At 46.6% G+C, this 26660-nt stretch carries 24 protein-coding genes; 3 read left to right on the top strand and 21 right to left on the bottom strand.

From position 1 onward, the window contains the following. Window positions 1–18 precede the first annotated feature (18 nt). The 12 genes from N288_RS08540 to N288_RS08480 all read right to left on the bottom strand — a co-directional run bounded on the left by N288_RS08540 (window position 19) and on the right by N288_RS08480 (window position 15049). On the bottom strand, window positions 19–1479 hold the full coding sequence (locus N288_RS08540; RefSeq protein ID WP_022543695.1) for a UDP-N-acetylmuramoyl-L-alanyl-D-glutamate--2,6-diaminopimelate ligase: 1461 nt from the start codon (window positions 1477–1479) through the stop codon (window positions 19–21). A 321-nt stretch (window positions 1480–1800) separates the two neighbouring features. Next, window positions 1801–3717, bottom strand: coding sequence for a stage V sporulation protein D (locus tag N288_RS08535; protein ID WP_022543694.1), 1917 nt, complete (start codon window positions 3715–3717; stop codon window positions 1801–1803). A 94-nt stretch (window positions 3718–3811) separates the two neighbouring features. Beyond that, entirely contained in the window at window positions 3812–6055 is a 2244-nt protein-coding gene (locus tag N288_RS08530) for a penicillin-binding protein (RefSeq protein ID WP_009791174.1), read from the bottom strand. After that, complete coding sequence (ftsL, locus tag N288_RS08525; protein ID WP_009791173.1) at window positions 6052–6411, bottom strand: cell division protein FtsL; 360 nt, start codon at window positions 6409–6411, stop codon at window positions 6052–6054. The genes N288_RS08530 and ftsL overlap by 4 nt, the downstream gene beginning before the upstream one ends. A 94-nt stretch (window positions 6412–6505) precedes the next feature. Further along, window positions 6506–7438: a 16S rRNA (cytosine(1402)-N(4))-methyltransferase RsmH gene (gene rsmH, locus N288_RS08520; protein ID WP_009791172.1), complete on the bottom strand. Its 933-nt coding sequence runs from the start codon at window positions 7436–7438 to the stop codon at window positions 6506–6508. Window positions 7439–7499: 61 nt separating this feature from the next. Then, window positions 7500–7931 (bottom strand): division/cell wall cluster transcriptional repressor MraZ, encoded by a 432-nt coding sequence (gene mraZ, locus N288_RS08515; RefSeq protein WP_009791171.1) that lies wholly within the window; start codon window positions 7929–7931, stop codon window positions 7500–7502. 307 nt (window positions 7932–8238) lie between these two features. Then, window positions 8239–9873 carry a bacillithiol biosynthesis cysteine-adding enzyme BshC gene (gene bshC, locus N288_RS08505; RefSeq protein WP_009791169.1) on the bottom strand — a complete coding sequence of 545 codons (1635 nt, stop codon included), beginning with the start codon at window positions 9871–9873 and terminating at the stop codon, window positions 8239–8241. A gap of 124 nt (window positions 9874–9997) precedes the next feature. Continuing rightward, window positions 9998–10393, bottom strand: a complete 396-nt coding sequence (locus N288_RS08500) for a DUF3397 domain-containing protein (RefSeq protein ID WP_009791168.1) — start codon at window positions 10391–10393, stop codon at window positions 9998–10000. A 12-nt stretch (window positions 10394–10405) separates the two neighbouring features. Continuing rightward, on the bottom strand, window positions 10406–11299 hold the full coding sequence (locus N288_RS08495; protein WP_009791167.1) for a 2-dehydropantoate 2-reductase: 894 nt from the start codon (window positions 11297–11299) through the stop codon (window positions 10406–10408). Between the two features lie 605 nt (window positions 11300–11904). Continuing rightward, on the bottom strand, window positions 11905–13446 hold the full coding sequence (locus N288_RS08490; protein ID WP_009791166.1) for an acyl-CoA carboxylase subunit beta: 1542 nt from the start codon (window positions 13444–13446) through the stop codon (window positions 11905–11907). Between the two features lie 32 nt (window positions 13447–13478). Next, window positions 13479–13691, bottom strand: a complete 213-nt coding sequence (locus N288_RS08485; protein WP_009791165.1) for a biotin/lipoyl-containing protein — start codon at window positions 13689–13691, stop codon at window positions 13479–13481. 14 nt (window positions 13692–13705) lie between these two features. Then, window positions 13706–15049, bottom strand: a complete 1344-nt coding sequence (locus N288_RS08480; protein ID WP_035401084.1) for an acetyl-CoA carboxylase biotin carboxylase subunit — start codon at window positions 15047–15049, stop codon at window positions 13706–13708. A gap of 341 nt (window positions 15050–15390) precedes the next feature. On the opposite strand from N288_RS08480, the gene N288_RS08475 reads away from it, so the two are divergent. Further along, window positions 15391–15873, top strand: a complete 483-nt coding sequence (locus tag N288_RS08475; RefSeq protein ID WP_009791163.1) for an N-acetyltransferase — start codon at window positions 15391–15393, stop codon at window positions 15871–15873. Between the two features lie 51 nt (window positions 15874–15924). Here N288_RS08475 and N288_RS08470 read toward each other — a convergent pair whose 3' ends face one another. The 4 genes from N288_RS08470 to N288_RS08455 form a co-directional block, all read right to left on the bottom strand. Continuing rightward, on the bottom strand, window positions 15925–16527 hold the full coding sequence (locus N288_RS08470) for an RsfA family transcriptional regulator (RefSeq protein ID WP_009791162.1): 603 nt from the start codon (window positions 16525–16527) through the stop codon (window positions 15925–15927). Window positions 16528–16604: 77 nt separating this feature from the next. After that, entirely contained in the window at window positions 16605–17363 is a 759-nt protein-coding gene (locus N288_RS08465) for an enoyl-CoA hydratase/isomerase family protein (RefSeq protein ID WP_035401065.1), read from the bottom strand. 137 nt (window positions 17364–17500) lie between these two features. Next, window positions 17501–17674 (bottom strand): 50S ribosomal protein L32, encoded by a 174-nt coding sequence (gene rpmF, locus N288_RS08460; RefSeq protein ID WP_009791160.1) that lies wholly within the window; start codon window positions 17672–17674, stop codon window positions 17501–17503. 128 nt (window positions 17675–17802) lie between these two features. After that, the gene (locus N288_RS08455) at window positions 17803–18324 is read right to left on the bottom strand and encodes a YceD family protein (protein ID WP_009791159.1); all 522 of its coding nucleotides are present in this window, start codon (window positions 18322–18324) and stop codon (window positions 17803–17805) included. 224 nt (window positions 18325–18548) lie between these two features. Here N288_RS08455 and N288_RS08450 point away from each other — a divergent pair, with 224 nt between their 5' ends. Beyond that, on the top strand, window positions 18549–19775 hold the full coding sequence (locus N288_RS08450) for a nucleotidyltransferase (RefSeq protein WP_022543692.1): 1227 nt from the start codon (window positions 18549–18551) through the stop codon (window positions 19773–19775). 39 nt (window positions 19776–19814) lie between these two features. On the opposite strand, the gene N288_RS08445 is transcribed toward N288_RS08450, so the two are convergent. Both N288_RS08445 and N288_RS08440 read right to left on the bottom strand, forming a co-directional pair. Next, the gene (locus tag N288_RS08445; protein ID WP_022543691.1) at window positions 19815–20837 is read right to left on the bottom strand and encodes a SepM family pheromone-processing serine protease; all 1023 of its coding nucleotides are present in this window, start codon (window positions 20835–20837) and stop codon (window positions 19815–19817) included. After that, entirely contained in the window at window positions 20824–21624 is an 801-nt protein-coding gene (locus tag N288_RS08440) for a patatin-like phospholipase family protein (RefSeq protein WP_022543690.1), read from the bottom strand. Before N288_RS08440 ends, N288_RS08445 begins: the two co-directional genes overlap by 14 nt. A 326-nt stretch (window positions 21625–21950) precedes the next feature. Here N288_RS08440 and ylbJ point away from each other — a divergent pair, with 326 nt between their 5' ends. Continuing rightward, window positions 21951–23177, top strand: coding sequence for a sporulation integral membrane protein YlbJ (gene ylbJ, locus N288_RS08435; RefSeq protein WP_035401061.1), 1227 nt, complete (start codon window positions 21951–21953; stop codon window positions 23175–23177). Window positions 23178–23197: 20 nt separating this feature from the next. Here the strand turns inward: ylbJ and coaD are convergent, their stop codons facing one another. From coaD to N288_RS08420, 3 genes are all read right to left on the bottom strand, one after another. Further along, the gene (gene coaD, locus N288_RS08430) at window positions 23198–23686 is read right to left on the bottom strand and encodes a pantetheine-phosphate adenylyltransferase (protein WP_022543689.1); all 489 of its coding nucleotides are present in this window, start codon (window positions 23684–23686) and stop codon (window positions 23198–23200) included. A gap of 2 nt (window positions 23687–23688) precedes the next feature. Further along, on the bottom strand, window positions 23689–24258 hold the full coding sequence (rsmD, locus tag N288_RS08425; protein WP_022543688.1) for a 16S rRNA (guanine(966)-N(2))-methyltransferase RsmD: 570 nt from the start codon (window positions 24256–24258) through the stop codon (window positions 23689–23691). A gap of 763 nt (window positions 24259–25021) precedes the next feature. Then, the gene (locus N288_RS08420) at window positions 25022–26440 is read right to left on the bottom strand and encodes a hypothetical protein (protein ID WP_009791150.1); all 1419 of its coding nucleotides are present in this window, start codon (window positions 26438–26440) and stop codon (window positions 25022–25024) included. Window positions 26441–26660 lie beyond the last annotated feature (220 nt).

Here is a 26660-nt window from a genome sequence, read left to right as displayed (position 1 = left end):
TCCCGGCTGCTGCCCTAGTTATCTGTTTTGTATAGCTTCTCTGGCTGCAGTCCTGTCGTCAAAGTCAAATGTCTGCCCGCCGATCTGCTGGTATGTTTCATGCCCTTTGCCTGCTATGAGAATCACATCTCCCTTGCCTGCAGCACCAACACTGTATGCTATTGCCTCTTTGCGGTCTGCTATCATTGTATAATTTCCTTCAGGGACGCCCGCAGCCATATCTTTCAATATTTCTTCCGGATCTTCGCTTCTCGGATTATCCGATGTAAATACCGCATCAGTTGCAAGCCCGCAGGCGATTTTAGCCATCAGTGGCCTTTTGGTTCTGTCTCTGTCACCGCCGCAGCCAACTACGACGAAAATCCGGCCCTCAGCAAACTCTTTTACTGTTTCCAATGCATTTTCCAGACTGTCAGGAGTATGCGCATAGTCGACAATCACAGAAAAATCCTGTCCGGCATCCACTGTTTCAAATCTGCCCGGGACACCTTTGACAGTTGAAATGGATTCCAGGATCGCTTCGAGCTCAAGACCTGAAGCCAAAGCTGCCCCAATTGCAGCCAGCACATTATAAACACTGAATTTGCCGATCAGCTGCATGGCAACAGGGTGCACGCCAAACGGGCTGACAAGGTCAAATGAAGTGCCTCTGGCATCCATCTGGATGTGCACGGCACGCAAATCCGCCTCATTATCGATTGCATAGGTCAGAATCTGCGCGGCAGTCGATTTCCTGTATTCGGCGCTTGCCGGATCATCGGCATTCAGTACAGCATACTTAGGTTTATTGTGATAGAACGCGCTCCCAAGCTGTGCAAAAAGCAAGCCTTTAGCCCTTCTGTATTCGTCCATTGTTTTGTGGTAATCCAAATGGTCCTGTGTCAGATTAGTAAACACGGCCACATTGAAATCACAGCCATGGACGCGCCCTTCATCAAGTGCGTGGGAGCTTACTTCCATAACAGCCGCTTCCACTTTCTTTTCGACCATGGAAGCAAAGGTCTTCTGCAATGTCAGGCTTTCCGGCGTCGTATTCTTCGTCTCAAGCGTCTCGCCGGCGACTTTGGTGTACATCGTCCCGATGAGGCCCGTGCTTTTGCCGGCATCAGCCAGAATCTTTTCAATAAGATGGCTTGTCGTCGTTTTCCCGTTTGTACCGGTGATTCCAATCAAATGCAGCTGCTGGCTTGGCTGGCCGTAGAAAGCATCCGCCAGTACAGCCATGGCCCTTGCTGTATCCTTGACAATGATGACAGGGACATTCAGCGAAAGCTCCCTCTCAGCCAAAACGGCCGCCGCCCCGTTCTGGACAGCTGTTTCTGCATAATGATGTCCATCAACCGTAAAGCCCTCGATGCAGATGAACAAGCTCCCTTTTTTCACTTGCCTGCTATCATTTTCTAAGGACACAATTTCAGGATTATCACCACCAAAAGGTTTAAAGGGGTGGAGATAGTGTAGCAGTGTATGTAATTTCAATTGAACCCATTCCTCTCATTCCGCAGGAAAGACAGGCAGCATCAGCCTGCATCATCCCCTGCCGTTTTGCTCAGTCGGCCACGCAGCGGATCTGCAGCTGCTTTTTTCATAGCTGAAAAAGCAGCTGTATGCTTTCCCTAAAGCTCTCAGCCAAAATAATTCCTGCATGGCGACTTATATTTTACATGATTATTCTTCTTTTAGCCATTTAGTAATGAAAATTTAAAGAAAAACTTCCTTTGACTGAAATGGATGAGAAAATTCCTTTTGCTTCTTACTAAAGAAAACGGGCAGCGCTGACCGGCCGCCCGCATCCTGCTCTTATTTGTCATCAAAATACAGTCTGATTGTAGACCCTTCCTTCAGTTTCACACCAGGCTGAGGGGTTTGCCTGACAACTGTCTCGCCTTCCCCGCTGCCGTCTATTTTCAGGTTGACAATCAATTCGCCGAGCTCCTTTTTCGTAATGCCTACTAAATCGGGCACTTCCACCATCGGAGTATCCAGCCATGTCAGCTCTTTTTCAAGCTGTTCCTTTCTCGGCTCAACACCCATTGCCCTAAGGCTGTCGCCCATGATATTCCCGACGATCGGTGCAGCAACCACCCCGCCAAACTGGATAGTGCCTTTAGGATTGTCAACTGCCACATAAACAACAAGCTCAGGATCGTCCGCAGGGGCAAAGCCTATAAAGGACACAATATGATTGTTCTCGAGATATCTTCCGTTTTCCGCCTTTTGCGCAGTCCCGGTTTTGCCGCCGACCCTGTATCCGTCTACGAACGCTTTTTTCCCGGACCCTTGAGCCACTACACTTTCAAGTGCTAGGCGGATTTCCTTAGAAGTTTCCTCTGATATGACCTTCCTCTTAGCCTCAGGGGTTTTTCTCATCACGATTTCACCTGAAGCAGGGTCAATCAGCTCTTTTGCTATAAATGGTGTATACAGCGTCCCGCCATTGACGGCTGCTGATATTGCTGCAACCTGCTGGATCGGCGTAACGGAAACACCCTGTCCAAAAGCAGTGGTCGCCAGTTCAACCGGACCGACATTTTCAAGATCGAATAAGATCCCTTTTGATTCACCCTGAAGATCTATGCCTGTTTTTGCACCAAAACCAAAGTCTTTAATATATTTAAACAGTGTTTCCTTCCCAAGCCTTTCTCCTAATTCCACAAAGCCCGGGTTGCATGAATTCTGCACGACTTCGAGGAATGATTGGCTTCCATGCCCCCCTCTTTTCCAGCAGCGCAGCTTCGCTCCTCCTACTTCAGTGTAGCCCGGATCATGAAAGTGATCTTCGGCAAGGTCTACTTTCCCTTCTTCAAGGGCAGCTGCAAGAGTGATGATTTTAAAAGTGGAGCCCGGCTCATATGAGCTCCAGACCGGCAGGTTCCGGTTGTAAATATCCGGCGCAACGTTCCGGAAATTGGCAGGATCAAAGTCCGGCCTGCTTGACATTGCGAGGATTTCCCCTGTATTCGGGTTCATGGCAATCGCAATGATCCCGTCCGGATTATAGGCCGCCTCTGCAATATCCAGCTCCCTCTCGACAATCGTCTGCACCTTCGAGTCGATCGTCAGCTTCAGGTCCATGCCATCGACCGGCGGCTTATAATCATCTGCCATATCATTCATCCGCTGTCCTTTTGCATTTGCGTAAAATTTGACAGAGCCTTTCTCGCCCTTCAGATCTTTGTCATAGTAAAGCTCCAGCCCCATCAGCCCCTGGTTGTCGATCCCGGCAAATCCGAGCACATGTGAAAGATAATTGCCAAAAGGATAATGCCGCTTGGAGTCCTCGGCGATATAGACCCCAGCCATTCCCTCTGCCCTGATTTCTGTTGCTTTTTCATGGGAAATTTTTCTGCCCTCAGGTATTTTCACACTTGATGCCTGCTTGGTGATCAGCTGAAGCGCCTTCTCCTCGGACATATTCAGTATGGCGGCCAGCTTCTCAGCCGTCTCATCAGGATCCTTTACCTGCCTTGGAACGACATAGACGGTCGGGGCACTGACATTGGTTGCCAAAGCCACACCATTGCGGTCGACGATTTCTCCCCTTTCCGGCTCGAACGGGATGTCCCGGCTCCACAGCTCTTTAGCTTCATCCGTCAGCATGCTGCCAAGGAAAAACTGGACATATCCGAGCCGGATATCGATGATGAAAAAGATGAGTATGCCTGCCAATAAAGCAATGGTCAACCGTTTTCTTACGGTAACATTTGAAACGCGCATGAAAAACGAACCTCCTTCAATTATGGCTCGTTCAACTATATGCTTGTACCAGCACAAATAGAACGCACCGCCTGAAACGGTGCGCCCTTTACTGTTAATCCAATACTTCTTCCTCTTCAGCGTCTTCCCCGCCGGCAGCTTCATCCTCTTCGGCAGCTGACCGGCTGTATTGTTCCAGAGGCGTTTCAAAGTCCACAATTAGAAACTCGCCTTCTTTGACTGGAGATCCCGGGGAAAGATTCTGTTTGACTGCAAAGCCGCTGCCTACCGTATTCAGCTTCAGGCCGGCAATTTTAGCCGTCTTCATAACATCCCTCATAGACCAGCCCTGCATATCAGGAACATTCAAAGTCCCGTCCGTTTTAATGACTACCCGTTCCCCTTCGAGTATAGAAGCTCCCGGTTCCGGAAGCTGTCCCGTTATTTTGCCGCCCTTCCCGATCACCGCCGGCACAAACCCTGCGCCGCTCAGCTTTTTGGCAGCATCATCCGCAGAAAGGCCTGCAACATCCGGAACCTCTTTTGCTTCGACCTTCGTCTGCTTTGAAGGTTCTATATTCAAATATTGAAGGCTGTTCTGCATAACCGGCTTGAAGATCTGCGATACAGGCAGAGACCCTTTTACGTAATCATCGATTTGCGGCTGTTGGACTGCCACATACATGACCAGCTCAGGATCTTCTGCCGGCGCCATGCCCATGAAGGAGAAAACATAGTTTTCTGGCCCGGTCAAATATCCGCCTGATCCCGGAATCTGTGCGGTTCCGGTTTTCCCGGCAACTTTATAGCCTTCCAGATTATATTTTTTATAGCCTGTACCTTTCTCTGATGAAACTACTGTTTCAAGTATATCAAGGACTTCCTTCGCCGTTTTTTCGGATATCGGCTTTCCGGCGCTTTCAGGCTTTGTGTCCTTGATTACTTCTCCTGTTGCTGAATCAACGATTTTGTCAATCACATGGGGCTTCATCATCTGCCCTTTATTCGCAATGGCGGTTGCTGCCTGGATCTGCTGGATCGGCGTGACAGCCGTCCCTTGTCCGAATGCAGTGTTTGCCTTTTCAATCGGATACTGATAGGCGAATTTAGCACCTGTTTCATTCGGAAGGTCTATTCCGGTAGGATTATCAAACCCAAACCTGGTCAAATACTTCCTGAAAGCATCAAAGCCAAGCTGCTCTTTGGCAATTTTTGCAAAAGCAACATTGGAGGATCGCTGCACTCCTTCGAGATAGGTGATTGAACCCCATCCCCGTCCATAGTTATGGTCCCGGACCGGCCTTGATCCCTTGTCCACCACATAGGTCCCTGACTCATACCAGGCATTGGGATTGAACTGCCCTTCTTCAATCGCTGATGCCAGCGTAAATATCTTCATGGTCGAACCAGGTTCAAATGAAGTCTCGATTGCCTCATTATACCAATCATCTGACAGGCCTTCCCTTGTCTGGGGATGGAAGGACGGCCGCTGAGACATGGCCAGGATGTCCCCTGTCTTAGGGTCAGCCACGATCGCCACCATTTTCTTCGGATTATATTCTTTTTGGACACTATTCATGCTGTCTTCCAGAAATGTCTGGATTTTTTTATCGATCGTCAGATAAACATCATTTCCATCCTTGGCCGGTTTTACCTTTTCGTCAGTCCCCGGGAGAAGATATCCCCAGTGATCTTTTTCATAGGTTACCTTCCCATTGATGCCGCTCAGGACGGTGTTCAGGCTTTTTTCTATCCCGAGCTTTCCGACTGCCGGCGTTCTTTCCGGCTCATCCTTATCCTCTTCTTCGGGCTTTTCAACATAGCCCACCAGATGGGATGCAAACATACCATTAGGGTAGAATCGCTTGATTTCCGGCCGGAAAGAAATTCCCGGAAGCTTCAGGTCCTCGATTTCCCTCTTAAGCGAATTGGATATATTGCGGCCTGCCGTACCAAACTCCACCTGTTTGGCATCAGGCTTTGATAGAATCCTCTTAATCTCGGATTCTTCCAGGTCAATTACCTTGGAAAGCTCCCTTGCCGTTTTATCTTTGTCAACCACGTGCTTAGGCTTCTTTTTGTTGACAGTCATATCTTTATCAAGAATGGCAACCAGCGTAAATGAGCTGGCGTCCTCTGCTACCACATCGCCCCCCCGGTCATAGATGGTTCCCCTTTTCGCCTCAAGGACGCGTTCATTGGTATACTTCTGCTCCGCTTTTGCCGCCAAAGGCTGGCCGCCCGCTTCTCCTGTTATTTGAATTGACACAAATCTGTACATCAGAACAAAAAAGAGCAGGCTGAATATTACAAATAATATCGCTGCTCCATAATTGATATTTGGCTGTTTTTTCATCATTTATCCTGTACACCTCTGACATTTTCATTAAGTGTCAGACCAAGAGATTTTGCTTTTTCAAAAATGCGCTCGTATGTACTTAGCTCGCTGATTTGCATTTCAAGCTCGCGATTTGATTTTTCTTTCTCGTTTATAGAGGTTTGGATATCCTGGATATCTTTGTTCATCTCATAAATGGCAGCCTGGTTTGAAATGATGTGGACAGCGCCAAAACAGACAATGGCCCCAAAAACGACACCCATTATTTTTTCGCCGGGCGAGAGCCACAGGTTCTTAATCTTAACCTTCTTCACCTTTACAGCTGTCTTGTGCTGCTGTACTTCCTCCTGCTGCATTTTCCTTGCCAAGTTGCTCATTTTATCCCTCCTGTGATCATATAGGGCCGGGCAATGCCTGGCCTTAATTTTTATATTGGGGCAAGCTGTTAAGCTTGTCCCCTTATTAGTCTGCTTACAGTTTTTCTGCAACCCTCAGCTTTGCCGACCGCGCCCTGTTATTTTCTTCCAGCTCTTCTTCTGATGGAAGTATAGGCTTCCTTGCAACAAGCTTAAGCACCGGCTTGAACTCGTCTGGAATGATCGGCAGGCCCGGAGGCAGCGGCGGAGTCTCGCTTGCTTTCTTGAAAGTCGCTTTGCATATCCTGTCCTCAAGCGAGTGGAAAGTTATGACACTGATCCGGCCGCCTGGCTTTAGAATATCAATAGCCTGCTCAAGCGACTTCTCAAAAACACCAAGCTCATCGTTGACAGCTATCCTGATTGCCTGGAAAACCCGCTTGGCAGGATGGCCGCCCTTCCTTCTTGCCGGTGCCGGTATGCCGTCTTTTATCAGTTCGACCAGCTGGGAGGTCGTCTCAATCGGTGCTTTCTCCCTGGCGGCTTCAATCTTTCTTGCTATTTGCTTTGAGAACTTTTCCTCGCCATACCGGAAGAAAATCCTGACAAGGTCCTCATACGGCCAATCATTCACCACTTCATAAGCGGACAGGCTTGCATCCTTATCCATCCGCATATCAAGCGGAGCATCATGATGATAGCTGAATCCCCGCTCAGGTGTATCAAGCTGCGGCGAAGATACGCCAAGATCATAGAGCACACCATCCACCTCAGTGACTCCGGCTTTTTCCAGCTCTTCCTTTAAATGAAGAAAATTGCTTTTTATTATAGTGATTTTGTCTCCATATTTGCTGAGCTTCTCTTGTGCATTTTCAATAGCTGTTTCATCCTGGTCAAAAGCATACAGCTTCCCCCGGCTTGACAGCTGTGTCAGAATCAGTTCACTGTGGCCGGCCCCGCCCATTGTACAATCGACATAGACGCCATCCGGCTTAATATCGAGACCGGCTACCGTTTCCTCCAGCAAAACTGTTTTATGATCAAACATCCTTGTCTTCCACCTTCCAATCGAATCATCGAGGAATTATTATACTAATAAAACATTCCCATTATATATCAAACCCAATCATATTTTCTGCAATTTCAGCAAAAGATTCCTCTGACTCTGCAAAAAAATCTTCCCACAGATGTTTGCTCCATATTTCGATTCGATTGGAAACGCCTACTATGACACATTCCTTTTCCAGCTTCGCATATTGCATGAGCGGGCTGGAAATGTTGATTCTTCCCTGCTTATCGAGTTCGCATTCAGATGCACCGGAAAAGAAAAAGCGGGTAAACGCTCGTGCATCCTTCTTGGTCAAGGGCAGCCCTTTCAGCTTTGTTTCAAGCTGCTTCCATTCAGAAAGCGGATAGCCAAACAAACATTGATCAAGCCCGCGTGTCAAAATGAACATTTCGCCCAAATTGTCACGGAATTTAGCAGGCACTATCAAACGGCCTTTTGTATCAACATTATGATGGTATTCGCCCATGAACATGCCCTAAACCCCACTTTCCAACTCAAATGTACCACATTCCCCCACTTTCCTCCACATGTTTTTAATATTCTCCTTGCATTCTGCAAATCCTTCTGGTAAATAATTATTTTTCTCCTTTTTATTTCCTGATGGAAAATTCTTTCCTGGATGCAGGCGCTGCTCTCAATGCGAAAAAATTCCCAGCCATATTGACAAGGGATGGGGAAACAAATTTCCATTTCAAAAAAACTCATAAAAAAAAAGAGGTTTGGAATGTTTCCATCCCAAACCTCTTTACAGGCATGCAGGTCAGTGGCCGTCCTTCTTTTTAGAGCTTTACCAGTTTATGCTTTCCATCAAACTCAAATGGAAGCTCCATTATATCGTCTATAAGGGTAAGACCATGCAAATTCAGATAATATAGGATATTCCAGATCCGTTCCTGAGGCGACCCCGATGGCCTTAAGGCAGCTTCAATCCGCCTGTATTTAGAAAGAATGGCTGAATGCCTGTTTTTCAAGCTTTCTTCAGTCTTCGCCTCCATGAAATCCAGCTGCTTTAGAAGAAAAGATTCATTTTTTTCAAGCAGGGGCAGCATTCCCCTGTCAGTTTCCCGAAGACGGCTTTCAATCATCTTATACTGGCTGATCAGCTGCTTTTTCGTTTCTCCGAAAAGGCTTGAAAGCGCCTGGTCCTTTACTCCATCCACAAAAGCTTCCTGCTCTTTGCCTGTTCCATTTTCCAAAACCGCTGCAATTTCCAGGTCCAGATCCTGGATGTCCGAAGCAACAGGCCTTTCCAGCAATGTGATATTCAGCCTTGGCACAATCGGAGGCATCTCCATGCCGAGATGTTCAAATGCCTGTTTGAGCTCTGCCCAATAGGCAATTTCCCCCGGGCCGGCAATAAAAGCAAGGACCGGGAAAAGCCGTTCCTGCGTAATTGGCCTTGTCACCACATTATTGCTTAGCTTTTCAGGCGATCCCTTGGCAATCAGCGACAGTTCATCAAGAGAAAACTGAATAGCTCCGTTTTTGCCTTCGAATACGTTGAGTTCCTCATTATATTCCAGAAGGACCCTTTCAGAATTGAGTTCATCATAGAAGAAAAGGTTTGCTGCATTATCTCCTATTTCGATCGCCGGCTTAAAACCGGCCGCCTCCACTTCCCTCTGCTGCTGTTTGACAGCTTTGGTGATGGAGGAAAACTGGCTCAGCTGTTCAGAGAAAATGTTTTTTTCAAGCTTTCTCAGGCGGCTGTCGCCTGAATCGGCAAGCAAAATGCCATATTCCTTAAACAGCTCCATAATCATATATGAAAAAAAGTCCACAAAGGTTTCTGACTCGTCGGCAGCCCGCTGGACAAACTGAAGCAGATCTTTTGTATGCTCTGTTTCTCCATAGCCTTCAATCAGGCTTTCAGCCCAGCGGAAACACAGGGCTCGATCCAGCTCGATCATAGATACCATTTTCTTCTCCAGTATCTTATGCGGATACACAGCTTTTTCAATCCGCCCGCTGTTCTCCGCAAAGATATGATTGACCTCATGATAATCATGATCCTCCCCGGCTATCCAGAACACCGGTACAACGGGAACTCCGAGTTCGGCTTCCTTCTGCTTTGCAAGAACAATTATAGAAATTACTTTATGTATAGTATATAAAGGCCCAGTCAATATTCCTGCTTGCTGTCCGCCGATGATGACCACACTGTCCTCCGAGCGAAGCTTATCTAATGAAATGCCGGTTTTGTCCGAAGAAGGAAATCTGGACATATATTGCCCGATATAATCGGCAAGCTCTTCTCTGTAAAACTTCCGTCCCTTCAGCTCGTTCAAACGCCTTTGATATTCGCTGGCATCATGATAGCGGTAATGGAAAAAACGCTCCACCTCAGGCTCATGAGACGTATAATCTGTCGCAAACCGGCTGGATGCCGGCAGTGAGAGATTTAAAATCTCCATCTAAGTACTTCCTTTCTGGTCAACAATTTTCACTCCTATCTGAGTATATCATTGTCAGAATTGAAAAGAAAAAAACTTTGCCTGAGAAACATGCCCCAAAAATGACTATCGGAGCATTGCCTGCTTACGGAATAGACAGATAGCCGGAGACACTTTGAAAGACACCGAAGATCAAAAGGACAATATAGGCAGAGAAAAACAAAAGAAAATTGAATCGCCAGAACCCCTTGAAAATCATCTGGATATTAATTTCCTGTTTAACTTTCCAATGGATGACTGTGAATATGACTGCAGCAAACAGCATGAACAGCACTATAATCCATAAATAAGACCGTTCCCAAATAGCCAGGATCAAAAAATGAACAGAAAGAATAAGAAGAAATGTACTAGAGTCGAGTGCAATGCGGACTGACTTTTTGTGGCTTCCTGTAATCTGCTTGCTGATGACGAATACAATCAGGTAGCCTAGCAGCGGTACTGTTACAAGTGTTGCGGCAACTGCCGAAAAGAATGATGACATGATGGATCCCCCCTAGTTTCCAGGCTCCTTCCCCTTGATGCACGAATAAAATGCATGAACAAGGGGAGCGTGTTTATTTTTTTTATCCGCTTCTCCCAGAATATATCCGAGAATGGCATCAGCTTCTGTTTGCCTCTGGTTTTGCAGGTCTTTTAACATAGATGAAGTGTTTGATGAAGTTTTCCTGCAGACTGAAACCAAAGCATCAAAAGCTTCTTCAGGATCGGACAGCTCCAGCACAGCGGCAATTTCCGCAAAATATTTCTGCACTACTATGTAATAAAAGGGATTTTCAATCAATTCTCCATTTTTCACTTGAAGAATGCCAGTCAACGGGTTGACTACAGCATTGATGACAAGCTTTTGAAGGAGCATTTCCTTGTAATCCTTGCGGACAGTAAAAGGAAAGTCCCCTGAAGTTTCCTCCAGGCATTCGGCCGCTTCTGTTCCTTCTCCTGAGAAAACCGCTATGTTCGTTCTTCCAGCACCTGTGTGCTGAACGGTCCTTGCATCTTTTTTTAAAGCCCCATGCTCAACAGTTCCTACAAGGATGGCCCTGGCCCTGAGTTCGTGAAGCAGTGACAGATGGCCCATTCCATTCTGGAGAAATAAAAAAGAAGAGGATGGCGCCGCCTGTTTATCATTTATGATAGAAATAAGGGGGTGGATATCATATTGCTTGACCGCAATAATGGAAAGCTCTTCTTCTCCCTTCCATTCATCAGTCAGCAGCACCTGTACATAAGAAATATGTTCCCTGCCTTCCGCCAATAATGAAATCCCATATGAAGAGATAAGCTTTTTCTGCTCTTCAGAACGGACATACAGAGTGACGTCATGACCTTTCTGCAAGAATGCTGCAAATAATAATCCAATGGCCCCCCCGCCAATGATTCCTATTTTCATAATAACTCCTCTATTTTGTAACTTTTAGTAATATTCTATCAGATATAGCCAACTTCCTGTACTCCGCCTGGGACTTTTTCTTTTTTTTATAAAAAAAGCTGAAGTTATGGGATGAAATCAGGCAAGTGGCCATCACGCGCAGAAGGTATTTAAAAGTAAATTAAAGGCAATTTTGGCGTGATTAGTAGAGCGGAGCAGAACTACAGTGGTCAGAGGGCCTCAGTGGCTCTGACTGAAACCCTCTGTTTTCTTTTTTCTTGATCAGAGGGTCTTAGTGGCCTTGACTAAGACCATCTGTTTTCTTTTTTTCTGGTTAGAGGGCCTTAGTGGCTCTGACTAAAACCCTCTGTTTTCTTTTTTCCTGGTCAGAGGGTCTTAGCGGCCTTGACTAAGACCATCTGTTTTCTTTTTTTTCTGGTTAGAGGGCCTCAGTGGCTCTGACTGAAACCCTCTGTTTTCTTTTTTCCTGGTCAGAGGGTCTTAGCGGCCTTGACTAGGAACCTCTGTCTTCTTTATCTACAAATAAAGGGTTCCAGCCTCTGGACCGGAACCCTCCTCTCTTCTATTATCCAGCAGCAAAGCCTAGCCCTGATGAGGCCTTTCTATCAAACCGGATAAACCGGATGCTTTCTCACGCTGAAATTCAGTTCTTTTGTTTCATAATAAGAGAATCTCTCGATCAGCTGATCGCGGAGATCAGAGGCAGCGACAATATCATCTACGATCAATTCTGAAGCAAGCCTGTAGATATCAATATGTTCTTTGTATTCCTGCTGCTTCTCCTGGACAAAGGCGATTTTCTCCTTTGGATCTTCTATTTCATTGATTTTATTGGAATATACTGCATTGACGGCGGCTTCAGGGCCCATTACCGCAATCTGTGCGGTCGGCAGGGCAATGCAGCAGTCAGGTTCGAATGCAGGGCCCGCCATTGCGTATAATCCGGCCCCATATGCCTTCCGCACAATAACGGATATCTTCGGAACAGTTGCCGAGCTCATGGCTGCGATCAGCTTTGCGCCGTGGCGGATAATGCCGGCGCGCTCAACCTTTGTGCCAATCATGAAACCTGGGACATCTGCAAGGAACAGCAGCGGAATATGGAAGGCATCACAGAGCTGAATGAATTTTGCCGCTTTATCGGCTGAATCAACAAACAGCACACCGCCTTTAACCTTCGGCTGATTGGCAATGATACCGACAGCTCTCCCGCCTATCCGAGCCAGCCCGGTAACGATTTCAGGAGCAAACAGCTTCTTGATTTCAAAGAAACTGCCTTCGTCAATCAATGCATCAATGCATTCATACATATCAAAAGGCGCATTTTGGTTAACCGGAATGATGTCTTCCAGCTGACGGCCCTCTTTGGCTGCCATTCCCTCCAGCAGTTCCGTTTTCTTCAGGAAGTTTGGAGGGAAGTACGGCAAGTACCGTTTGGCATATTCGATCGCTTCTTCCTCACTGTATGCAAGTACGTCGCCGCAGCCGCTGACAGAACAATGCATACGTGCTCCGCCCATTTCTTCCAGCGTCACCTTTTCCCCAATGACCTTTTCAGCCATCCTTGGTGAACCCAGGTACATGGATGCGTTTTGATCCACCATGATGACGATATCACAAAAAGCCGGTATATAAGCCCCCCCTGCAGCAGATGGGCCGAACAGCAGGCAAATCTGCGGGATGACTCCCGACAGCTTGACCTGATTATAGAATATTCGGCCGGCACCTCGGCGGTTTGGAAACATTTCCAGCTGATCTGTAATCCTGGCGCCGGCAGAATCTACTAAATACAATAATGGAACCTTCAGCTTCTCGGCGGTTTCCTGGATCCGGATGATTTTTTCGACGGTCCTTGCCCCCCAGGATCCAGCCTTTACGGTTGAATCATTTGCCATGACACAGACTGTCTGTCCGCCCACTTTTCCAGTGGCGCAAACAACACCGTCAGCCGGGAGGCCTTCTTCCTTGCAATTGGCAAATTTGCCGTCTTCCATATACTCCCCGTCATCAAATAAAAGCTCGAGGCGCTTTCTGACAAACAGCTTATTTTGCGCCTTCAGCTTTTCATGATATTTAGGGGGCCCGCCGGCTTCTGCCGCTTCGGACCTTTCCCTTAATGTTTCGGTCAAAGTGTTGACTGCCTTCATGTTATGCCTCCTCTTTTTCTTTTGGCGGACTGCTATTCCAGTACGATCAGAACGTCTCCTTCATTGACAAAATCACCGGCCGAGACTTTTACCTCAGCTACTTTTCCGTCCATATGGCTTTCAACCGGGATTTCCATTTTCATGGACTCCAGCATAATGACTTCCTGGCCGGCCTTGACCTCGTCCCCAGGCCCTGCCATTGTGTTCAAAACTGTACCAGCCATTGATGATGTTATTTCTTTCATGTGATTTCCTCCTCTTAATGAACTGCAAATTTCTTTTCCGCCAAAAAGGCAGTTGTATAATTTCCTTTAATAAAATCTTCGTCATTCAATATCTGCTGAAATAAAGGAGCATTTGTTTTGATCCCCGTGATTTCCAAATGTGTAAAGAAATCAGATGCCCGCTGGATCGCTTCTGACCTCGAGCCCCCGAAAATGATGCACTTCGAAATCATTGGATCGTAAAAAGGTGTGACTGTGTTTTCAGCGAGATATCCGTTATCCATCCGGATCCCGTCCCCCTTTATCCAGGAAAAGCTATCAATTTTTCCCGGAGAAGGCATGAAACTTACAGGATCTTCTGCATAAAGCCTGAACTCGATTGCATGGCCGTTCCTTGCTATTTCATCCTGCAGCAATGGAAGCTTTTCGCCCCTTGCCACGAGGATCTGCCATTTTACAAGATCCAGGCCGGTGATCTGCTCGGTTACGGGATGCTCGACCTGGAGCCTTGTATTCATCTCCAGGAAATAGAAATTCTCTTCTTCATCTACAATGAATTCAACAGTTCCGGCATTCACATAGCCGACCGCTTCTCCTGCTCTGAGCGCTGTTTTCAGCATATTCTGCCTTGTCCCCTCAGATAAAAAAGGGGATGGCGACTCCTCAACCACTTTTTGGTGTCTTCTTTGGATGGAGCAGTCCCTTTCATACAGGTGCACAAGGTTTCCGAATGAATCCCCGAATATTTGGACCTCGATATGCCTGGCATTAGGAATATACTTTTCTACGAATACTTCATCTGAGCCAAAATAAGCTTTTGCCCGTGCTTTCGTTGATTCGTAGGACTTAGCGAGCGCTTGCTCATTTTCACAGCGGATCATTCCGATCCCTCCCCCGCCGCCGCTTGCCTTAAGCATGACAGGATAGCCCATTTCATCTGCAAGGCTTATAGCTTCTTCCAGCGTAGCGACACCTTCACTGCTTCCCGGAACGACCGCAACTCCCGCCTTGGCCATAGTATCCCGGGAAACGATTTTATCTCCCATCAGCTCTATGGTCTCAGGGGAGGGTCCGATGAAGACGATCCCCTCATCAGCTGCAGCGCGGGCAAAAGCCGCGTTTTCTGACAAAAAGCCGTAGCCTGGGTGAATAGCATCGGCCCCTTCAGCTTTGGCAATCCGCAGTATTTCATCTGTTTTGAGATAAGATCTGCCAACCGGGGGCTCCCCTATCCGGAAAGCATGATCTGCTTCCTGGACATATGGCATTCCGCTATCTGCATCTGAGTAAACAGCAATCGTTTCAATTCCCATTTCACGGCATGTTCTAATAACGCGCGAGGCAATCTCCCCGCGGTTTGCAATCAGTATTTTTCGCACATTCAGTCCCCTTTCCTGGCTTAATCCCTGCAATAAAATATATTTCTACAAAGTTCTCCTTTTTCCCTTCTTTTTTTGAAAACGCTTTCTATATTATTTGAAAATAGCTAATAGCTCTCTTTCTTTTTGCCTGACAACAGCATTCATTCCAGATATCTGCATGCTGCCATAAAATTCAACATCGATTACAACTTGATTATGCAGAATTATTTGTTATTTTGTTATATAATATTGGAAAGCGCCTTCAAATATTTGCTGTAACAGGCAGGTTTAATTTTCTATACTGCAGGGCAAAAAAATTCATATGATGTAATGTAACCAGTACGCAAGGGGGAAACATAATGGAATTTAAAGTAGAAAAATTAAAGGTGAACTATAAAACACTTGAGGAATTTAAAAGATTCAAAGAATATGGCCTGCAGGAATTATCCATGTTTGAAGATCTTGAAGCCAATATTATTGAGAACGACAGCGAGTCTCCTTTTTACGGGATCTATTTCGGGGATAAGCTGGTTGCCAGAATGAGTCTTTACCGGGAGGCTGCGAAGTTTGACCGGTATTTCAGCCCGCCGCAGGATTATCTTGAGCTCTGGAAGCTGGAAGTTCTGCCTGATTACCAGGGCAAAGGGTACGGAACTGCGCTTGTGAACTTTGCGAAAAGCTTCAGTCTTCCTATCAAAACCAATCCCCGCATCAAATCAAAGGAATTCTGGGAGAGGATGGGATTCACTTCCGTCTCGTATGACATAGAAAGGGATCTGGGAGAAAACCCATTGGTGTGGATTCCTGCCGGAGCCTCTGAACAGACGGTTGAAAGCAAATAACAGGGGCAGACAGCCAGAAAGCGGACATCAATTGTCCGCTTTTTAGTATGATCACTTTTGAAATACCTGCTGGCTGTTCTTTGTTTTCTGCTGGCGGTCTTCCTCTTTCAGCACCACCATCTTCCTTGCCCTTTCCATTATTTCCGTAAGCGCTTCATAGTCTCTTTCCATGACAGAAATCTCCTTCAGCAGCCTTTCGTTTTCTGCAGCCAGGTAATATACCTGATTTTCCAGTTTCTTGATCTGCTCTCCCGTCTCAGCCGCGGCTGGCTGATTGGCTTTGCGGTACAATGCTTCAATGTAACCCACTATAACCTCAACTTCAGGGATTTCTGCCCCGGTAGCGGCTTTTTCCGTTGAGGTACCATCCTCCGTTTTGGCGGATTCAGGTTCCTGCTTGCCAGTCTGGACTGCTTCCGGCTTTTTCTTCAATTCCTTCCGCTGTTTCTTAGCAAGCTCAATCCCTGATTTATATTGCTTCCTCACATAAGAATTCCATCTGAAACCGCAGGCCGCAGGGGTCCTTGAAAGCTGTTTTCCCACTTCCTCGAAGGCCTGCAGCTGTGTACCGCCTTCCCGGATATGGCGAAGCACCACTTCAGCAAGCAGCAGATCCTCATCCTGGGTCCAGGCATCCTGCCTTGTTGTCGACATCAGCTATCCCTCCTAGTCTTTTTAAAAGCATATGCTTCTGCTAGAAAAGATAGACTGATGCATAATAATTAAAATAATTAAGAGCGATTTAGAAATTTGTCCACCTGGGCATGATGCTCATCCTTTTCCCACAAAACTGCACAGCGGCGGACCTCATCGTCAATTCTCTCCAAAATATGGCTGTTTTGCCACTTTTCAATCTGCAGCTTTTTGTAGCTTTCAAGCACATTTACATCCAGCTGAAGGATTTTTGACAAAAAGTCCCTGCAGCTTTCGAGCGCATCTTTTTCGCTTAGTCTATGGATGAATCCGAGCTCCAGCAATTCAGAGCATTCATAAACCGTCGCTTCTGCCAGCATTTTTAGAGCATGGGCGGGCAGGAGTTTCTCCATTAGAATAGAGCCTCCGCCCCAGCCTGTGGTAATTGCTAGCTTTCCCTGGATGAATCCCGCCTTTGTACCTGAAGCTGCTATACGGAAATCGCAGGCAGAGGCAAGCTCACAGCCCCCTCCGACCGCCGCCCCATTTAAAAAAGCGACTGTCGGTTTTGGCAGGAACAGCAGGTCTTTCATGATTGCCGCCATCCCGGACAGCATTCCAAAAGCCTCCTCCTCTGTCTTCAGGCTGTGGAAGAGCCCCAAATCTCCGCCTGAACAAAAAGCCTGGCGGCCGGCTCCGGTTATCATGAGTGCCTTAACCTCTTTCCTGCCCGCCAGATTGACAGCCTCCCTCAGCCCTTCCATTACTTCATAATTGATTGCATTACGGACTTCCGGCCTGTTGATCGTGAATTGGAGCAGTCCATCTTCATGCTGTTCTATCAAATACGGCATCATCATCTTCCTTCACTTTTCTTCCATTATAGGAAGAAGTCCAGCTAAATAGCAATAAAATCGCAGAACAGCCCAGCTCCCCCAAAAAAGCCCAAATTAAAAGCACAGGGACAAAATCCCTGTGCTTTTAAAGGTGAAAATTAGTCGTTAACAACTTCTTTTCCTTTGTATGTTCCGCAAGCCTTGCACACGCGGTGAGCAAGTTTCATCTCACCACAGTTTGGGCATTCTACCATACCAGGCACTTGCAGTTTGAAATGAGTGCGACGTTTTCTTTTCGCAGTTTTAGAAGTTCTTCTAAAAGGTACAGCCATTCTTCCCACCTCCTTAAAGAGTATTAAGAAAGTTATGAAGGCCAGGTATTCGCTGGATTCTTCAAATGCTTCTTGTAGTAGTTCATTAGTCCGGAAATATTCCGGGGATCATAATCCCAGTCTTCCTGCTATTCGCCGGAGGGATCATTTTGATCAAAGAAATTCGCAAGCCCAGCAAGCCGGGGGTCGACTTTTTTTTGAAGGTCTTCCTCCTGGATGACTTCCCAGTCCTTGCCGGATTGGGGGGCACCCTCTTCACCGCTGTCCTCGCAAAAAACCTGCATAGGGACTTCAAGCAAAAGGATTTCTTCAATGATCGGCTGAAGATCAATGACATCGCCTTTCACCTGATGGGTTTCCTCTTCGGTTTCATAATCCAAACCTTTTAAGAGGAATGTTTCAGTTGTTTCAACATTAATTGGATAATGCACATCAACTAACGTACGAGAACAAGGCAGCACCAGATGACCTTTAATCGTTAAATGAAAAGTCACCTTGGACGAATCTATATCCGCCCGGCCAAATATATGAATCGGAGAAACTTCTCTGATCGTCGGGTCGGTTTCCCTGATCCCGCTCACATCCACTGTTTCATCGATCGGATAATCCTTGCTTCGATATTTCTGTAATTGACTTATTGTCCATTTCATACGAATCACCCCAAGGCAACAAAAGTAATTATAGCTTTCATATAATTATTTGTCAATATTTTTTCTTTACACTATAATTTAAGCTAGTTAAACGCAGAATCGGCTTATTTTCCGGGCTTTTTCCGCTTGAAGGATAAGGCTCATCTACCATTATAGCTTCTGTCACTATAATATAGGTTTATCACAAGCAGCCGATATTAAACCATTATAAGGGGAATGTTCTTATGAAAGCAGTTGGTGTAATCGTTGAGTATAATCCTTTCCATAACGGGCATTTATATCATCTGGAAAAATCGAGGGAAGCAGCAGGCGCAGATATTGCCATTGCTGTCATGAGCGGAAATTTCCTCCAAAGAGGCGAACCGGCGCTGCTCTCGAAATGGGCAAGGGCTGAAATGGCGTTAAAAGCCGGCGCCGACCTCGTCTTTGAGCTTCCCTATAAATTCGCTGTTCAAAATGCCGAAACTTTTGCGGACGGGGCGGTTTCCATTCTTGCTGCCTCAGGATGCAGCTCCCTCTGCTTTGGGAGCGAATCAGGAGACATCGATAAATTCAATTTTACCGTCCATTTGCTCGACAAGCATAATGAAGCCTATCAGGAAAGGGTCAAGCACCATATGAGAGACGGAAACAGCTATCCTAAAGCATTGTCCCTTGCTTTCAAAGATCTCGGGCTTGGCGAAGATGGTCTGGACCTGTCCAAGCCTAACAATATTCTCGGCTATCAGTACGCCAAGTCGGTCCATTCCCGCCATCGAAAATTGGAGCTCCTGACTGTCGAAAGAAAAAGTGCCGGCTACCATGACGAATACTTCTCATCAGAGACCATTGCAAGTGCAACGAGCATTAGGAAAGCTTTGTTTTCAGAAGGGAAGGTACTGACCGATATCAAATCTTACGTTCCTGGAACAACGCTTGAAATCATGGAAGATTATAAAAAAACCTTCGGTGCCTTCCACAAGTGGGAAATGTACTGGCCCTTCCTCAAGTACCGGCTGCTCCAGATGTCAGCTCCTGAACTAAAGGAAATCTATGAAATGGAAGAGGGCCTTGAAAACAGAGTCATGCTTTCGGCTATAAAGGCAGGAACCTTCCATGAATTCATGGAATCCATAAAAACGAAGCGGTATACATGGACAAGGCTGCAGCGCGCTTGTGTCCATATACTGACTAACACGAAAAAAGAAGAAATGCTGCCGCAGCCTAAGTCAGCATCCTACCTCAGGCTGCTTGGAATGAGTGAGGAAGGGCGGATATATTTAAACAGGCAAAAAGGAAGCCTCGGCCTGCCTCTCATCTCCAAGCTGTCTTCCAGCCCGGAAGAAGCTCTGCGGCAGGATATACGTGCAGCCAGGATCTATGCTTCAGCCCTCCCACATCCGCAGCGCCAGAAACTGCTGGAAATGGAATACACTCAGCCGCCAATCTATCTGAAAGGCAGCAGGGCCTGACAAAAAAGGAGCAGGCAGGGATTGATCCTGCCTGCTTAGTTATTTTGGATCCAAACCTTCCAAATAATCTACCGCTTCTTCAAATGTGTTGATCGGAATGATTTTCATATCTGTCCCGATCTCCTCGGCAGTTTTTGCTGCTTCGCTGTAGTTCGACCCGGCTGCGCCATTTTCATTCGGCGCCAGAAAGATTTCTGCGCCAGCTTTGTCGGCCGCTACAATTTTCTGCTCAATCCCGCCAATCCTTCCGACTGTTCCATCGGCAGAAATGGTTCCTGTTCCTGCAATCTGATAACCTCTTGTCAAGTCTTCCTTAGTCAGCTGATTGTAGATTTCCAGTGAAAACATCAATCCAGCGGACGGACCGCCTATTTCCTCTGTATTGAGGCTGACTTCCGGCTCGACTTTAATCTCCTTGTCATCGACAAGCGATATGCCGATCCCGACTTTATCAGGATCATCCTTGAAAGCTTTCAGGGAAACCTCTGCTTCTTTGCTCTCCCCGCCTCTTTTATAGGCAAGTGTAATGGTGTCTCCCTCTTTTTGTTTGCTGACATATGAAATGAATTCTTCAGACGACTTGAATTTCTGATGGTCGACTTGTGTTATCATATCGCCGGCCTTCAGCACTCCGTCAGCAGGCATATCAGGCAGGACATTCATCACATAGACCCCTCTGTACTCATAATCCACCGGCAGGCCAGCCTTTTTATAGGCAACCTCAATGGCTGCTGTTTTTGATGTGTCCATCAGATGCAGCTGGCGGACATTGTATTCTTCATCAGTTTCATCTTCGCGCCTAATTTCCTCGACAGGATAGATTTCCTGGAACTTGCTCACCTTTGCAGTCAGATAGGAGTAAATATTGGCCCTGCCCATCCTGACGGTTGTAAGCATGAAGTCCCCTGCCTCATCATATCCGCCTTCCACTTCAATTATCGGTTCCAGCTGCTTGGCCATGCCTGGTTTTGTTACATAGTAAGGCAGATAATAGAAAAACCCTGCCAGCAAAATCACTGCAGCGATAAAGAAGGAACGGAGGAAGATTTTATTTCTCTTCATCGTCTTCTTGCCCCTTCCAATTTTGAATAGCTTCCTTTATTCTGGGAACTTGCTTTCTTGCTTCCTCTTCCCCAATCCTGATGATATCTTCAATATTGGTGAAAGCCCTTGAGCTGTACATTTCCACATGCGGTCTGATCATGATATCAGAGGCGATCTCCCGGTTCGAAACGAGCTCCATCTGCATAATATCCAGGCTTTGCATGATCACATCGAATATCGATGTGATGTCAGAGCTGGTCTTCACTCTTGACACATCGACAGCTATGATCAGGTCCGCTCCCATTTCTTCGACAACTGACACCGGCACCCTGTCAATGACTCCCCCATCGACCAGGAGCCGGTCTTCCAGTTTTTCCGGAGTGAAAATCCCGGGTATTGATATGCTTGCCCTGACGGCATCAGCAATCGGCCCTTTGCTGAAAACAACTTTTTCCCCTGCCTTAAGATCAGTTGCAACCACTCTGACAGGGATATCAAGATCTTCCAGGTTCTTGCCATGGGTAAACAATCGAATAAGTTCCTTCACCTTCTTGCCAGCCAGAAACCCCATCTTCGGCACTGTAAAATCAAGATAGTACTTTCTTTTGAAAGCACCTGCCAGCTTATAGAGCCTGTCAATGTCCAGTCCTGCTCCATAAAAGCAGCCTACAAGCGCTCCCATGCTGCTCCCGGCAATCACATCGACGTTAATTCCTTCCTCTTTCAGCACTTTGATGACGCCAAGATGGGCGAACCCCCTGGCTCCCCCTGATCCCAGCGCCAATCCAATCACGGGCTGCCTCATCAGCATCCCCCCTTTTATATATGACTCATGGCGGGCGATAGTCAAGAATTTGCTTACCTCCGCATCAAACACAATAAAGCCTGGTTTAATCTTATGGTCTATTTTATCTTTCTATGAGTATATTGGGATATATGGGGACAAGGCGTGCCCGGCTGAAGCCGATTGGGCAAAGCAAATGGAAAACCCTGTATATTGGCTGAAAAATCTACTGCGCCTCAGGAGGGACGGTTTGCCGCTCCAGACCCGGCCCGCTGATTATAAATACAGTTTATCACTGTTCTGCATGAGCTGCACAGTTTGTTTACCTGATAAGGGAGGATTTGCCGGTGTTGCGTTCCAAACTAAAAACACTCATATTAGCTTCATCCGTTACATTAATGGCTGTATCGCTCATATCCTTTCCACAAGAATCAGTCGACGCGTCGATTAGAGGCCTCAATATGTGGTGGGAAATTGTCTTTCCTTCTCTCCTCCCCTTTTTCATAGTATCTGAGATGCTGATTGGATTCGGGGTGGTCAAATTCCTCGGCGTTTTGCTGGAGCCGCTCATGCGGCCGCTTTTCCGCGTTCCGGGCGTCGGAGGTTTTGTCTGGGCGATGGGGATGGCTTCAGGCTATCCTGCCGGGGCAAAACTTACTGCCAGGCTGCGCCAGGAAGATCAGCTGACTAAAACAGAAGCTGAAAGGCTCGTTTCTTTTACAAACTCATCCAACCCCCTGTTTATTTTTGGAGCAGTCTCTGTCGGTTTTTTCAACAATGCAAAAATCGGCATCATACTGGCTCTGGCCCACTATCTTGGAAATATTACTGTCGGCCTGATTATGCGATTTTATGGAAGAAAAGAAGAGATGACCCGCTCAAAGCCAAAAAGGAAAAATTCTCTCAGGGCTGCGTTTTCTGCTCTCCATCAGACAAGGATCAATGACAACAGGCCCATCGGTAAATTGCTCGGCGACGCTGTTATGTCATCAGTCCAGACGCTGCTTATGATCGGGGGCTTCATCATCTTATTTTCGGTTATCAATAAATTGCTCTTCCATCTGCATATCACAGCTTTTGCAGCCGAATTCATAGCAGTCGCCTTCAGCAGCATCAGTCTTCCTTCCGAGCTCAGCATCCCATTTATATCAGGTCTGTTTGAAATAACACTGGGAAGCCAGATGACGAGCCAGATTCAGCAGGCCACCCTGATGCAGCAGGTGATCGTAACAAGTCTTGTACTGGGATTCTCAGGGTTTAGTGTACAGGCTCAGGTGGCCAGCATTCTGGCCCAGACAGATATCGGCTTTAAGCCTTTCTTTGCTGCAAGAATCATCCATGGAATTGCTGCGGCTATGTTCGCCTTTCTTCTTTGGGGGCCAGTCTATGAGAGGTTCTATCATACAGATGCCCCTTCCAATGCTTTGCCTGTTGGGCTATTTGGCGGAAATGCTTATTCACAGGCTGCAGCCTTCCTGGCAGAGCATGGACCGCTGATAACACTCGCAGCTTTGCTTGTCTATATTTTCCTGCTGGGCAGGCAAATTTATGCAGGAGATGCACAAAAAAAATAACCGGCACACGCCGGTTATTTTTACTGCTGAAGACTGAATTTCCCGCTGAGCGCTTTTTGGACAGCCTCTGGCACAAGCTCGGAAATATCTCCGCCGTATTTAGCCACTTCTTTGACGATGCTGGAGCTTAGAAAAGAAAATTGGTTGTTTGTCATCATGAAAAACGTTTCTATTTCCTCATTCAAGACCCGGTTCATTGATGTAATCTGCATCTCATACTCAAAATCTGAAACCGCCCTGAGGCCCCTGATGATTGCGCTTGCCCCGACCCCTTTTGCATAGTCAACAAGCAGTCCCTGGAAAGAGTCCACTTTCACATTGGGGAATTCCCTCGTCACCTCACTGATCAGGCTGATGCGCTCATCAACAGAAAAAAGCGGATTTTTGGATGAGTTATTAAGCAGGACCACATGAATCTGGTCAAAAACCTTCGAGGCCCTTTTAATGATATCCAGGTGGCCATATGTAATGGGATCAAAGCTGCCCGGACAAACTGCAATGCTTGCCATTGTCATCCTCCTTCATTACCGTTGCTGTATGTAAAAATTGAAACTGCTATTATTCCATATGTCTCGCTTTTAGTTTTCACAAAATTCCCTGTCTCACCCGGCAGCTCTATATCTGAAGCATGTTCACAAACGATAACTCCCTCTTCTTTCAGGAGGGAATGCCGGCCGATCAATTCCATCAGCTTCAACAGCTGCTGTTTTTTATAAGGAGGGTCCAGGAAGATATAGTCAAAGGAAATTTCCCTTTTAACAATCGCTTTCAATGCCCTTTCAGAATCGTTCCGGTAAACCTCCGCCTTTTCTTCTAGGCCGCAGGCTTCCAGGTTTTCATGGACCGTCTTGATTGCCTTTCCTTCCCGGTCAACGAAAATCACGCTAACCAGCCCCCGGCTTAAAGCTTCAATTCCGAGGCCTCCGCTGCCGGCAAAAAGGTCGAGTCCGGTTCCGCCATCAAAATACGGCCCAATCATGTTAAAAATAGCTTCTTTAACCTTATCGGTGGTTGGCCTTGTTGTATTTCCGGGCACTGCTTTTAAAGAAATGCCTTTACATTCACCTGACACCACTCTCATCATTCATCACCACAATCATTTGACATTTTCCCTTATTTTCTTATTTATCCTAACACAATTCGCCCCATGCCGCCAACAGGCTATTTGAAAGCGGATTCACCAGAAAAGCGGAAGCGCCTTGCTCACCCCTGACAAGCATAAGACAAGACACCCGAAAAGGCGTTCTTTGCCTTTTTGGGGGCTTGGCTTATGACTCGAGGGGGTAGGCGCTGGAGCTGGACAGTGACCGAAGTAGAGAAATACCACATTCTTCTTTGCAGAAAAGCGGAAGCGCCTTGCTCACTTAAGGAACGCAGACTAAGAACGGCACGTCCTGTGGCAACGTCTGCATGACCCCCATCCTGGGGGCCTTAAGACAAGACACCCGAAAAGGCGTTCTTTGCCTTTTGGGGGGGGCTTGGCTTATGACTCGAGGGGCAGGCGCTGGATTAGTAAATTTCCTTAACTGCAAAAAATGTTCCCAAAAGGTGTATAACCGTGTTCTTTATGGAAATAATGTAAGTAACAACATCTATTCGAGGGTGTTGTTGCCAACCGCGGAGAAGACTTACGTTTCCCCATAAGTTCTTCCTCCGGTTTCTCCTCTCCCTTTGCCTTCTGTCCCTATGGGATATAGAAGGGCCCTGCAGGAATGCAGGGTTTTTTTCTGTTTCTGCCAAAAGAATGGCGGGAGTGCTGGAAAGTTTGAAATTAGATAGTTATCGGTACATTCTTTTCTTTTAACAGACGAACAAATGAAAAAAGCTGGCATCGCCAGCTTTTCTTATTTGCCTTTTTCGATAGAAATCCTGTGTTCATCTTCGGCAACTTTAATTTTAAATAGTGCTTCCAGCCAGTGACTGTCCATAAAAAGCTCTGATCCTACTGTTACCAGCGGATTCTCCAGGAGCCCGTAGTCCTCTTCATTGTATATGAAAATGTTTTTGTCCAGATAGAAACGGTAGCTATTATTGCCTGCCCCCTGAAGGAGAATTTCTTTAGCAGAAACTTTTTCCGCTTTGAATCCAAGCAGCCCTGCAGTTTTAATAAATGGAAAATATGTTTTTCCATCCAGGCCGATTGCCTCCAAATCTGACTCTGTCCCATTGACATCTATATTCCGCTCATCGGCAAAATAAAAAGGAATATAAGGAGCTTTCTCATCTTTGTTCAAGGTGAAATAGCTTGTATCTTTTCCAAGCTCACTTACAAGGAAACGATCCAGCTGTTCCGCATTAAGAGAATCCGAGTTTTTAACGTAAGAGTAAAATCGTTCCATTCCTTCTTCACCCATGACCTCCTTCAGCCCTGCCAGAAGACTTTTTGCCTTTTCAGAGCCAGGCTCCTGTGAGAGTGCTGCCGAAGCTGCTAAATCCAGCAGCCAGGTTTCACCAGGAGGTGTCCCGCTGAATTTCTCTTTTAGAGCTTGAGACAGAATTTTAGCCATCAGCTCATTTGGATCAGTTCCGGGATTGATAATCATTAGTCCGCTGCCGGCAGCTTCTTTATAGGAACTGGTTTGTATTAAAGTTAAGAACGGAAGATCTGCCATTTTCTCCGCCGATTCCGGAGCTATGGCAAGTCCGTTTTCTTTTTCCGCAGCTAAAAAGATGACATTATCGCCTGCCTCAAAAGTGTTCAGCTTTTCAGCCTGCCAGAAGACTGCCGGTGCGTCTCCTTCCCGTTCAAACACATAATAATCGATCAGCTCTCCCTGCTTGTACCCTTCCGGGCGGCCGCCGGCAGACCAGGTTCCGGACCTTCTGGAGGAATCTACAATGACGGTGAGTGTATCATCTATGTGAACATCAGGAATCATGGTCGTCCAATCAGTCAGCAGGAACGCGGCTGGAGAAGCGCCCACAGGGATTATATATTCGAAGGTGAGGCTGCCGTCTTCAGAAATGAATGTGGACGGATCCTCATCAGAAGAGCTGCATCCCTTCCCTTCTATGCCGGGACATTCCCATCTGAACTGCTTTTCTGTGTTGACAGTTCTGTATTCTTTGCCTTTCGACAGGCCTTTTATTGTCTGTGTAACGAATAATTGATCTTGTGTTGTTTCTATTGTCAGCTCCTGTTGGGCTGACTCCAGCACCTTAGAAGGCTCTGACTGTTTGGAGTAGGCATTCCACTGAAAGAACAGCATTGCGCCGATTACAGTCCCTAATGCCAAAAAACTGAGAAACAATCCTTTCCACATGCCGATTCCCCTTCGAAAAATAATTCTTTATTCATACAATAGCAAATGAACCTGACCAGGACTATCCTTTTTTTTACGATTTCATGAAACTTTTATCCTGATTCGTGATTTGAGTTTTTTTCGTTCTTTCTATAATTTTCCGCCAGAGGACCCGTTTCCAGATTAGAGTGCAGGCTTCTCAAACACTCTGCTTAGTGATAAAGTATCAGGAGATTCATTA

This window comes from Bacillus infantis NRRL B-14911, assembly GCF_000473245.1.
GTDB classification, from domain to species: domain Bacteria; phylum Bacillota; class Bacilli; order Bacillales; family Cytobacillaceae; genus Bacillus_AB; species Bacillus_AB infantis.
The sequence above is the reverse complement of the archived record's forward strand: the minus strand, read 5'-3'. Positions and strand labels throughout refer to the sequence as shown.